Here is a 12984-nt window from a genome sequence, read left to right on the forward strand (position 1 = left end):
ATAGCCCCAGAGTTCTCAATAAGCCCAATCAAGGTTCAAACTTCAAATAAAATTTCCCTTTCAGAGGTTCAGTATGATCAGAACTGATAAAAATGTTCTGCTGGCTTTGCGGTCCAACCTCAGATGCCTTCTTGAATTTAGTTCCCACAGCACTGATAGCATTCAGTATGGATAACTGACCGTCAGGAAAAATGCCGAGTGTATTATCATTGTTTCGCTTTTCCGGTTTTTCCGGCGTAAACAGATGCAAGAATAAGTTTTGCTTTTCTGCTACAATCCTCAAAGTTCCATATGTGGTAAACAAATCAGCAGCATATAAATTTGAATGAAATCCTTTGAACTCCGGATATTCCCACGATTGCCCGGTAACAGTATTATTATATTCCTTTTCCCAAATGCCGAACGTTACTCCTTTCATCCGATTCTTCCATACCCGGTAAGGACCGTTTCCCAGCCATCTGACACCTTTCACACTTTCTTCGGGAAAATCAAAAGTTACCCCTATTTGATCGTAAGATCCTCCTACATCAAATGAATAATCCACTTCAATCCACTCAGCCGGCAGCATACTAATCCTTATCTTATTCCTCAATTGTTTTTCATCTCCTTCTTGTTTAAATAAGAATTCTACCACATTCTTTCCATCACCAGATATCTCTGTCCCCGAAACTTTGAAGTTTCCAACAGTAAACCGCGGGCCGTTTTCGAGTGGCAATGTCTTACCTTTCACCTCTATCTTACTAATTATCCCCTTCTTCTTATCGACTACAAGAGTGGTATGCCCTTTGGTGTAACGAGCCTCTTCGGCAGTCTCCAGAAATTCAGGTTGAGTGCCCTCTTTCTCAACAAGTCTTTCGGCATACCGACTGGCTGATGTTATGGTGCGTGTCCATGTATAAATCTCCTTTCCATCCGGAGCAAATCCCCTCAGATAGAATGCATCATAATGAGAAATATCATCCGGTAATTCAACCTTCAATATACCAGACAATCCAGGTGCCACATCTGGGACGTCCACACTCGTTTTAATCATAGATACTTTCCCTGAGGGATAATCAATCTTAGCCCACTCAGCACTGAAAGAGCACTGATTAAGATTGGTAAAATGATAACGATTCTGAACTTTGATTTTCCCATCAAAAGAAAGAGGCAAGAAATTGGATCCTTCCGGATAAACGGGAGACCAGATTTCTTTAATAGCATAAAAACTACCTTCTTTTTCACGATAAGGACCTACTATACCGTCTGCTCCACGATGCCCGTGAGCATCCATGATTCCTCCTTTATCATTCCGGACTACTCCCTGATCTGCAAAATCCCAAAGAAACCCTCCGGCACTGAGTGGTGTATGAAGCATCAGATTCCAGTAATCGTCGAGTCCTGCACCATGCCCACCATCATAAACCCCGTGCAAGAATTCCGTAGGGAAAAAGACCTTGTTCCCCTGGAAAAAGAAATCAGTACCTACTCCATAAGAATTGTAATGATACGTATTCACATTCTCTTCTTCGAGCCAGGGATGAATAACTAAACGTTTCTGGATGTCGTAACGGGCAAATTCAGGCAACAATTCAAAGTTGAATCCTCCTTCATTACCATTAGCCCACATCACAATACAAGGGTGGTTCACATCACGTGTAATCAGCTCCTTAACCAGCTTTTTGCCCACCGGAGTTTCGTACGGAGGATACTGCCAGGCGGTTAATTCATCAATCACATACAAACCGAGAGAATCACATACTTCAAGGAAATGTTTGTCCGGTGGATAATGTGACATACGTACGGCATTCATATTCATTTCTTTAATCAACAGGGCATCGTTCAGGCTGATAGTACGGTTGCTGGCTCTGCCCGAAGTTGGCCAATGCGTATGCCGGTTGACACCTTTAAAACGTATTTTCGTACCATTCACATAAAAGCCATCCCCCGGACGCAGTTCGACTGTTCTGAAACCAAACTTCTCAGTAATGCTATGTTGTTCCTCATTATCTTTTAGCAAAGTAACCTTCACCTCATATCTGTTTGGAAATTCCGACGACCAAAGAGCAGGATTGGAATAAGCAGCTGTTAATCGCAGGGAATCTGTCTTCCCGATGTTCTGACGAATGGGGGGACCATACAATTTCCCATCCAATGTTTTTACCTGAGCAATAATCTCACCCTTTGAAACCGTTTTATCCAGAAAAACATCCATTGTGAACTTTCCATCACATTTAGCATCAATAGCAATACGTTTAATATGATTTTGAGGCAATGCTTCAAGCCACACCGGACGGAATATTCCTCCGAACACCCAGAAATCAGCCTTACGTTCGGCTTTTTCCACAGTTGCATTAGCAGAAGATTTGTGTACTGTTACCTCCAGTAAGTTTTCTTTTCCATATCTCAGTAATTTGCCGACATCGTAGCGAAAACGATAGAACGCTCCCTGATGTACCGGTCCGGCACTGCGCCCGTTTATCCTCACCTCGGTGTCAGTCATGGAGCCCTCAAAAACAATATTCACTTTCTTATTTTTCCATCCGGCTGGAACAGCAAAATTATAACGGTATTTTCCACTTTCATTAACTCGTTTTGTGTCATGTCCATAATTGAAGTGCCCGAATCCATGAAACTCCCAATTCGAAGGCACAGGTATCTGTGTCCATTTGCCACTGTTTTGTCCGGCAGTACAATAAAAATCCCACATAACAGCATCATCTGTACCCTTACCTGAAAGATAAAGAGATTCGGTAGATTGAGCTGACAGCAATATGCTGAATAACGCCATCAGAATAGTACATAGTATATTTTTCATAAGGTAAATAAGTTTTGTTTTATCGAATAAGTTCAGAATATATTAAAAGAATCACTCTACAGTAAGTATCTTCACCGGCCCCCAAAGTCCGGATTTCTGTAATGGAGAATCAGCCTTCCAATGATTATTATCAGTCTTTACAATTCTCTCTTCCGGAGCCAAACGGTGGTCACCTATCAAACGGTTCATCCAGGTGTTCACAACTTCTACTTCAAGTTTGTTTTTCCCTTTCCTCAATTTTCCGGTCACCTCAAGCTGATAAGGCGATGTCCATACGCCACCTACATATTCGCCGTTGACTTTCACTTTTGCCATAGCGCTCAGATCACCCAAATCAAGATAAAGTTTTTGGTTCTTAGGAACTTTGCCTAGAGTTAGGATTGTGCTATAAACAGCCGTTCCCGAATAGTAGCGGATGCGTTCATCATCACACTCAGTCCAGTCTTTCAACTCATGAAATATGACCGGTTCAGATGGTCCCCGTTTAATGGAATCATGCTCAAAAGTCACCATCCAGGGAGCAATTTCAACACTGAGATTCTTTTTAAGTGGAAAATTGCTTAATCCCTTCTTGTTCGAAGGCAGTCCTTCGGTGCGGAATACAATAAACATACTGCCATCTACCTCCAAGTGCAAGGGTATCCCGGTTATTTCGCCATTTTGATGAAATACAGGTAATGGGCGCGTGGTACCTGTCACAGCATCCCACAGTTCAGGTTGCATCCCTTTTATTCTGAAATCAGCGATGAAAGAAACAGGCTTATCGCTGATATTAGTCAAGAAATAAATATCCTTATCGCCTAACGAACGATGAAGATAACGAACCGACGGATTGTCAACCAGGCAATCGGGAGCAATCTCTATAATCCTGAAGACCTCTTCGAGAGATAAATCTTTCATTACCATCCCCTTTCCATACCTATGATATTTGGTAGAGGCGTCGCCCCACATTCTGCCTGCAGCTTCTTGCACTATGCGGTCGGCATCGGGATAATTCTGCAAACTGGGTGAACGATTGGGGCGCTGCCCCAACACGATGGCACCATCAGCAACCAGTTGTTCTATCTTAGCCAAAACTTCGGGACGCATCGTATCCTGAGGGGGGAGTACAAGTAGACGATAAGTAGTTCCATGAGGCAACACCAGCCTACCGTCCCTAACATACATATCACGCAAGATAACCTCCGAATTAATATAATCATAACTATATCCCTGCGGTATTTCCGGTTGCCGGATACCCGTCATTTTAGGCGTATCTTCACCAATATAGTAAGCAACGTCAGCTACATTCAGCCCCTGCTGCAACATATAATTACATCGCTTAAGATACTGTATAAACAAATCGACATGGCTAAACCAGGTATTCTTGCGATTGAATTCTGTTCCGAACCAAGCATCAACACCGGGATAGACATCCTCATAGGCCTGCTGAATGTATACATGAAGCAATGTACTGTTGATTCCTTCCGCAAAATAATAGTCGGCATACCTCTTCAAGCGCTTCGGATAGGAGCTGAAAGATTTGTTATTATCCCACGAACCGCTGGTAAAAGATTCGGCCCATACATGTTTCTTTCCATAAATATGAGCGGCAGAAGCAGCCCCACGGTTTTCATATCGACTGTTTCTTATCGGTTCATCCCAAAACTCACCACTGACTTCGTCGGCTTGTCCGCCATATTGCAGGAATTCGCCCGGAAAGCCGGAATGCCCATAGTTTTCTATCCAAGTTACCATGCCATGTTTATGGCTCGCTTCTGTTAATCCTCCCACATAATCATAAGCCACCTTATCTGCTACAAAGCGACGAACATCCCACAAGAAACGGTCGGAGACATCCGGATTCCCAATAATATGCCCTTTAAAAACAGGCAAGAAAGGGGTTGCATCATAGCCATAACGCTGTTTGAACTCATTCAGAAAACCATCTGTAAAATTTTGTCCACCTCGTTCGTAACTATCTACCACCACTACTTTCAGTGTTTTACGATCTTCTTCCGGTACCCGCCTCAACACCTCGCCAATAAACGCATCAAAATGACTTTGTATGTGTTCTTTATTTAACTTATCGGCTTCAAGCCCTTCAGCTTCAAAAGAAACCGGACCGTTTCTGACATCAATCACTCTCATACCTGTCCGCATAATAATCCATTCTCCTTCAGGCACATTCCAGTTCAAGATGCCATCAGCTGACATGAAACTTGAAATATCAATCACTTGCCGGGCCTGAGGGACATCTACCGATGCACTATAAGCAGGTTGTGGTTGCCATAAAGTTGACTTCCAAAGCGGATTTCCTCCCCATATCTTTGCCAGTTTCTTTTCTGTTAAATTTTTGAGAACAGGAGTAGAACCCAGTACAATGCGACTCATCCGGCTGTCTTCTTTTCCTATTTTATTGAATATAAGCCTAAAAAATTTACTTTTCAACTCTCCTAATGAATGAGCATAAGGAGCATAAGGTTCGAAGCCTGCACTTGCCGGATTCTCCACGCTATCCCTGCGTTCTATATTGAATTTATGCACGGTTTTGTATTCACCACCATCCTTTACCTGCACTTCTACTTTCAGATTCATATACTCAAACGGATAGAGTGTCAAACTACGCGCAGTAATAGTATCGGGCAGTTCAATATACAATGATCCTTCTCCTCCTGCTAAAATATATTTTGCCTTATCTTGATTAAAAGAGGAAGCCACTTGCAAATCGCCTGACGAAGTAATAATTGCTCCCGGCATTTCCAGAAGATTTTGCTCATAATCAGGTGCAACCGGGAAAGCCAGAACTTTCACATCTTGAAAAAGAGTATCAGGTTGTGTTAATTGCCGGGATAACTTCAGAGGTCCTTTCACCCGAAGTTCCGAAGCATCCAGATAACGCATAGCTTGTTCCGGCTTAATCCAGGGACCTCCCGACTGGCTCCATCCCGGGCAATTAAAGAGCCCGGTTTCTATATCTAACTCTGAAGCTGTTTTAAGGGCAGTATGAAGTATTTCCCACCACTCATCCGAGTTCCATTTGACATTCCCGAACCATTGTCCGGTAAGATCCCTTGACCAACTGGTACGGTTACGAATATTACTGCCGATGAATACCCGATTTATCCCTGCCGCCTTCATGGCATGCAGATCTTTAATCACTCCTTCTTGAGAAATGTGGTCATTGACCCAATACCAGTAAACAGCAGTACGGACGCTGTCCGAAGGGAAAAGAAACCCCTTTTGCAACAAATCAGATTCATGGTCAACAAAGGGTTTCTTTCGATCGAAATTAGCGGCCTGCATAACTTGTATCGCATTCCAAAGTATAAGTATGAGACAACCAAATTTCCAAATGGTATTATTATTCATGGTATAGTTTTAAATTTGAAAGACCGAGCAGATTGTTTGCCCGCAAAATTAAGCAATAGAATAAAAGCAGCCCTGTAGATTTGTACAAAGTAATGTATAAGCGTACAAGGCCTCATTGCATCAATCATAAATTGGAAGTAAAGAGATGCGGAGACGCACATTGCGCATCTCCGCAATCATCTATTTTTCATACCCCGGATTCTGTGTCAAATTAGGGTTCTCATTCATTGCACTTTGAGGTATCGGGAATAACACATGATAATCTTCTGCATTGAATCCCTTTTCCCGTACTTTTTCGATGAACTTACCAAAGCGGATAAGGTCCGGGCGACGATGCCCTTCACAATAAAGTTCGCGCCCTCTTTCATCCAGCAGAAAATCTCTCAAGGTTTCCTTTGTATAATCTTCCTGTTTAATCAGCGATGCATTTGCACGATTCCGAACTAAATTGATAAGATCAATACATTCTTTTGTTGGTCCATTGATTTCATTTAATATTTCCGCACGAGATAAGAGAACATCAGCATAACGGAAGACAATAAAATCATTTCCTTGCATAGCACCTTTTTGTTCCGGGTCTTCCGAATATTTCATTGGAGCCGCCCCAGTAGCCTTGGGATGATCAACTACACGAAAATCAACCATATTACCGTCTGTATCAGTGTAATACCGTACAATAGTTTCCAGACGTGAGTCATTCTGCTCGTATTTATCATAAAACGCCCAAGGCATTTTAAGTCCTCCCGAAATATTGATTTGTCCTCCAACCTGCGATTTATATGTAGGTGTTGCCGGCATTACAGAAGAGAAATAGGTCCAGGCATAAGCGTCAGTAGATGTGATTCGCTGTATCGCGAAAATCCGCTCAACATTGCTCGTACCTTCATTATTAATATCAAAAACTGATTTATAAGGTTGCATCAAATCATAGACTCCAAGGTCCATTATTTTCTTTGAAATATCCGCAGCATTCTGCCATTGCTTATCATTCATATAAATCTTCATAAGTAATGTCAATGCCGCCCCTTGCGAGAGCCTGCCCAGATTTTCCTGTGATTGTACAATATCAAGCAATTCATAAGATTCAAGGATTTCTTTTGTCATAAAAGAGACATATTCTTCATTAGACGGTCTTTTAGGTTTCCACTCCTTATATACATCATTAGCGATATCAGGGTCCGTAACAATAGGTACTGCCCCTACCATACTATATAGATAATTAGCATACAGCACACGCAGTACCCGTAATTCCGCTATATATTTGTTTTTCTTAGTATCTTCAACAGTAGAGTGTTGAAAGGCATCTATCACACGTGTAGCCTTGGTTATTCCTTTCTGATATTGTTCATAACATGACTTACCAGCCATATCATTAGGTGTCCAAAGAAAACGTTCTGTTTGCTGCCAAGGATTTCCCCAACTCGTATTCAGTTCATCTGTTGTAAGTGTATTTAATGTCCAACCAGCATTATTCAGCCACTGCATAATAAAGCTATTTCCCAAAGTATTATATACTCCTATGGTTGCTGCATGCAAATCAGCCTCACTCTTAGGAAAATTCTCAGAATTAATTTTGTTATAGTTCTCATAATCCAGATCAAAACATCCGGTAAACAAACATCCGGATATCAATATAGAAATAAAATTTAAAAATGTCTTTTTCATGATTTACATAGTTTAAAAGGAGAGTTCAACACCAAAAGAATATGTTCTCTGATTAGGATAGGCAGTATAGCCATCTGTTTCAGGGTCCGAGCCTGAGTAATTAGTGATTACAAACAGATTCTGCGCATCAAAATATAAACGGGCATGTTTAAAAACACCTCTGAACATCTTAGCCGGCAAAGTATAGCCCAACGTTATATTTTTAAGACGGATGAAATCAGCCTTTTCAATCCAAAAGTCTGTACTTGTCTCATACTTATTATACAAGCCCGACGGATATTTCCCATTAGGGTTTGCTGAGGACCACCTGCCAAATGAGTCCGTTGTCACATTATCACTGAAACGGAATCTATCTGCACTAAGAAAATCCCTGCGCGTCTCGTTATTCAACTGTCTACCTATCTCTCCATAGAAAAACAAACTTAAATCAAAATTCTTATATCTGAACGTATTGCCCAATCCGAAACTGAGGTCGGGAACACTACTTCGGATTATTGTTTTATCCGCATCGTCAATCACCCCGTCAGCCTCGCCGGAAAGCTGTTTTTTCCCATCTTTATCAAGTATGAAGTTTCCACTTTCATCCTTCAACCAACCATTTATGTCTTTGACCTTTATGCTTCCCGGAGGTGCGTCCTTCATGTGAGGAACAACTTCCCCTTCTTTGATTAACCCATCACTCAGATAACCATATGTGATATGAAGCGGGTCCTTTTCAGTCTGATATATAGATAAAATAGTAAATGGATTTCTCTCTTTCCAGCTATCTTTATACTTGAAAAGATTTAAATCGGTTGTCCATGTCAAGTCTTTGTTACGGATATTGACACTATTCAACTGGACTTCAAATCCCTTACTTTCCGTCTTACCCAAGTTATCAGCCACACTACTTACCGGATAATAACTTCCCACGGTACGCCAACTTAGCAAATCGGAGATTGTTTTCTGATAATATTCAAAAGTTCCTGTCAGTCGATTATTAAACAGCCCCCAGTCCAATCCAATATTAAACTCAGTTGTTGTTTCCCATTTGAGACGGGGATTAGGTAATTGACTTTCAGAAACACCTGACATCAAGGTATTCCCCAACACATAATTAGCACCGGTGGCATAAAAAGCATATGCATTACCTCCAATTTCCGCATTTCCCGTTTGCCCCAGACTTAAGCGAAATTTCAGATTAGATATCAGTTTCTGTTTCTTCATAAAATTTTCTTCACTGATTCTCCATGCAAAAGCTCCTGATGGAAAATATCCGAATTTATTATCCGAACCAAATTTATCACTACCATCGGCACGTATCGTAAAAGTGAACAAATATTTATCTGCTATATCATAGTTTACACGACCAAAATAAGACAAGTACTTTGTAATAGTCTTATCACTTTCAACAGATTTGGTCAAATCCCCTCCGGCTTGTAGATTGTTCACACCAAATATATCTGTTATAAAGCCTGAGTTTCCACCATATAACTTTTCAGTCGTGAACTTTTGATAAGCATATCCTCCCATCACTTTAAATTGATGGTTATTGAATATTGTTTTTGAATATGTCAGAGTAGCATCAAGCAAGTAATCATTTTTACGTAATTCTGTAATACCAGCTTTACCATTTGCAATCATACCTGTCAGAGTGGTTCTCGGATAATAGGAAGTAGACTTAGCAAACGAAGAGTTCATTCCCCAACTCATGCGGAAATCCAGATTTTTAGCAAGGTTTACATTCCAAAAGTTATTAATCAGAGTCCGGAATGTATTATTCTTATTCTCAACTTCTCTCCAAGATACAGGATTAGGAATACCAGAATGATCAGGATTAATTGTATAATTACCCTCTTCATCATAGATAGAGAGATATTGCGGATACATCATTGCATGTTTAATTATTCCGCCATCAGCATTTACCGAAGTAGGCTGGACTGTATTATCCTGAGTGGTTTGACTACCGGATATAGATACACCCGTAGTCAGCCATTTCGCAAGGTCAAGTTCAAAATTCAAACGTCCCATATATTTCTCCATACCACTATTTATAACAATACCTTTTTGACCGAAATGACTCAAAGAGAAAAGATAGCGTATATTTTCAGCACCTCCGTTGATAGAAACGCTTTCCTCATTAATTAGTCCGGTACGGGTAATTTCATCAAACCAGTCAGTGACGTTTGCAGCATTTGCTATTTGCCCATCTGTAAATCCGACTTTAGGACTTGAGGTTACAGAAGAAGGATCAACATTCCCATAAGGAGCTATTTTATTGTCATAAAGCCATTCTTCCCGAAAAAAAGCATTAGCCATAGTCATGTAATCACGTGCTGATACCATATCATATGGATTGGACACAGTCTGGGCTGAGACATTGGCTTTAAAGTTAACATTCATAGTACCGGTTTTACCTTTTTTGGTATTGATAAGTATTACGCCATTAGCTGCGCGGGCACCATAAATTGCAGTAGCACTCGCATCTTTCAAAACTTCTACAGACTCAATATCTCCAGGATTTATTGTATTAATATCTCCGCCCGGGAATCCATCAATGACATATAAAGGTGTGTTTCCCGCTTCTATAGATGCCGACCCACGAATTACCATATCATAACCACCACCCGGCGCTGCTGACGTTTGCCGGATAGATAGGCCAGGGACACGTCCGACAAGTAAATTGGAGACAGAAGTAGTCGCTACTTGGGGAATGTCATTCATCTTCACAGAAGATAAGGCTCCGGTTAGATTCGACTTCTTAACTGAACCATACCCCACAACCACCACTTCTTCCAGTGTTTGCAAATCATCCTGCAAACGGATGGAAAATGAATTTTTCCCTTTAACTGATATATCCTGGGAAATAAATCCAATATAGGAAATCTGGAGAGTGGCATCATCAGGAGTCTCGATTTCAAATTCTCCATTCAAATCTGTGATGACACCGTTTGTGCTTCCTTTTATCAGGACACTTGCTCCAATAACCGGCTCACTACTCATATCTGTAACTACTCCTTTTACTTTCTTTTGCCGGGTGTTTGCACTGGCTTTTGTTTTTATGGCGATTGTATTCCCCGTTTGCACATATTCCAGATTACGGGTAGGCAACAAATTATCCAATAACGTTTTAACAGGCTCATTGGTTACTTCTAAAGTTATATGCTTATAGGGTTCTATAACCTCATCAATATAGGAAAAACGGATGTCTGACTTTTTCTCGATTTCTTTCAGCAATTCTTTAAGTGTTACGTCTTTAACTGATAAGGTTACATTTGACTTCTGGGCCGAAAGTGTACTCGGAAGAAATAAAAAAAAGATTGCCGATAATAGGAATATACGGCACAATGTATTATCTTTACACAAGATATTAATTGATTTCATGTTATTATACATAGTTTAAATTGGTTAATTCATTTATAAAGACTGTTTCTCGACTGTCTGTAAGGTGAATGACCTTCTAGGCCGAAGAATATTGCCCATTCTTCGGCTTTTCTATATTTCAGGATGTATTCATAGTACTTTCTTTAGAGGGTTAATAATTCAATTTAAGATTAATCACATTTCCTATTTTATTGTATTCAAAATCATAATGTTGCTGCAGGTTAAGCAAAACTGCATTTACATCGTCTTCATGAAAGGTGCCGGTGAATAAATCCTTCGGATAATTGCCCTCCGTATTTATAGTCACCCCATAATATATTTCCAGTTGCTTGATGACTTCTTCAAATGTTTTGGAGCGGAACATCATATCACCTCTTTTCCAGGCTGTATCTTCCCACACATCAGTAGTGCTTATGTTCCAGGCACCTGTGAGTTTATTGTAGCGTATCTTCTGATTGGGTTTGAGGATTTCTTTTCTGGGAGTGGGCATCTTCAAGGTTACTTCCACTTTACCCTCTACCAGTGTCGTTTCAAACCAGTCGTCATGAGTGGTGGCGTAGAAGTTGAATACGGTTCCCAGTACTTTTACCGAAATTGCAGGATTATCTACTATAAATGGCTTCTTCTCATCACGTGCTACGTCAAAATAAGCTTCTCCGGAGAATTGTACCTTTCTTTCTTGCTGTCCGAAAGAAGCCGGATAAGATAACGCTGATTGTGCATTCAGATATACTTTCGTACCATCGGGCAATGTGACCATAGCCTTCTCACCCTTCCCTACCTGAACAAGATACTCAGAATCCAATGTTTTCTGCATTTCTCCCCGGTCTATATACAGATAAGCTGAAAGCCCGGTCATCAGGCATATAAATACGGCTGCTACACTTCGCCAAATCGTCCGATTGATATTGTAACGCGGTTTTGGCAGGAACGTTTTTCTGAGATTCCGGAAAATTTGTTCACGTACACCTTTAGGGGCTTCACCCGGAGATTCATACGCCTCCCACAACTGAGACAGAATTTCATCTATCTCCTTGCTATCAATCCGGCACATTAATTCCTTCAAAGCTACAGCTTCGTCGGGAGTTAACCGGTTATTCAGATATTTCCTTAACAGTGGTTCTATGATATTATTCTGATTCATGGCTCGTAAGTTTATAGGAGATACGATCAGAAAACAAAAACCTAATCGTCAATTTACATGTTCTAAAACATATAATTAAAAGAATATGGAAAGCAGGAAGGAAAAACGAGACATTTTTTCCCGAATGGTTTTCATGGCTTGTGATAGATGATTGTAAACGGCTTGTTCTGAAATATTGAGTTGCTGCGCCACATCAGCGGCAGTCAATCCCTGCTCTTTACAGAGTTCGAAAACTTCTGCTTGCCTGGGTGGCAACTCAGTCTTTACTCTGCAAAGCGTCTTTTTAAAGGTATCAAAGTCTAGTTCTTCCTCTTCAGTAACTGCAAGTTTCTCATCGGAGATATGAATCAAATAATCCTCAAACAGAGGAGTATGGAACTTCTTTTTTATTTCATCTAAAATTAAGTTATGGGCAATACGGTATAGCCAAGATTTAAATGATTTATCCAAATCGATATTGTGCCTGTTTATCCACACTTTAATAAAAGTATCCTGCACTATTTCTGCCGTAGTATCATGCGAGCGGGTTAAAGAAAATACGAATCCATATAAAAGATCGAAGTACCCTTCATACAATTTAGTAAAAGCATGATAAGATCCTTCCTTTAGCTGAAGCAATAATGTGTTTCTCACGTCAGTGTCCATATATTCTTTAGATTTACGA

6 protein-coding genes are annotated in these 12984 nt (G+C 40.6%); all 6 read right to left on the bottom strand.

Going from position 1 to position 12984, the window contains the following annotated elements:
* Positions 1 to 28 precede the first annotated feature (28 nt).
* The 6 genes from HMPREF9447_RS21755 to HMPREF9447_RS21780 all read right to left on the bottom strand — a co-directional run bounded on the left by HMPREF9447_RS21755 (position 29) and on the right by HMPREF9447_RS21780 (position 12965).
* Complete coding sequence (locus HMPREF9447_RS21755) at positions 29 to 2797, bottom strand: glycoside hydrolase family 2 protein (protein WP_009131945.1); 2769 nt, start codon at positions 2795 to 2797, stop codon at positions 29 to 31.
* 51 nt (positions 2798 to 2848) lie between these two features.
* Positions 2849 to 6148 (bottom strand): glycosyl hydrolase, encoded by a 3300-nt coding sequence (locus HMPREF9447_RS21760; protein WP_009131946.1) that lies wholly within the window; start codon positions 6146 to 6148, stop codon positions 2849 to 2851.
* A gap of 180 nt (positions 6149 to 6328) precedes the next feature.
* Positions 6329 to 7813: a RagB/SusD family nutrient uptake outer membrane protein gene (locus HMPREF9447_RS21765; RefSeq protein WP_009131947.1), complete on the bottom strand. Its 1485-nt coding sequence runs from the start codon at positions 7811 to 7813 to the stop codon at positions 6329 to 6331.
* A 12-nt stretch (positions 7814 to 7825) separates the two neighbouring features.
* Positions 7826 to 11176 carry a SusC/RagA family TonB-linked outer membrane protein gene (locus HMPREF9447_RS21770; RefSeq protein ID WP_044138583.1) on the bottom strand — a complete coding sequence of 1117 codons (3351 nt, stop codon included), beginning with the start codon at positions 11174 to 11176 and terminating at the stop codon, positions 7826 to 7828.
* Between the two features lie 151 nt (positions 11177 to 11327).
* On the bottom strand, positions 11328 to 12320 hold the full coding sequence (locus HMPREF9447_RS21775) for a FecR family protein (RefSeq protein WP_009131949.1): 993 nt from the start codon (positions 12318 to 12320) through the stop codon (positions 11328 to 11330).
* A 75-nt stretch (positions 12321 to 12395) separates the two neighbouring features.
* Complete coding sequence (locus tag HMPREF9447_RS21780; RefSeq protein ID WP_009131950.1) at positions 12396 to 12965, bottom strand: RNA polymerase sigma factor; 570 nt, start codon at positions 12963 to 12965, stop codon at positions 12396 to 12398.
* Positions 12966 to 12984 lie beyond the last annotated feature (19 nt).

Source organism: Bacteroides oleiciplenus YIT 12058 (genome assembly GCF_000315485.1).
GTDB lineage: Bacteria > Bacteroidota > Bacteroidia > Bacteroidales > Bacteroidaceae > Bacteroides > Bacteroides oleiciplenus.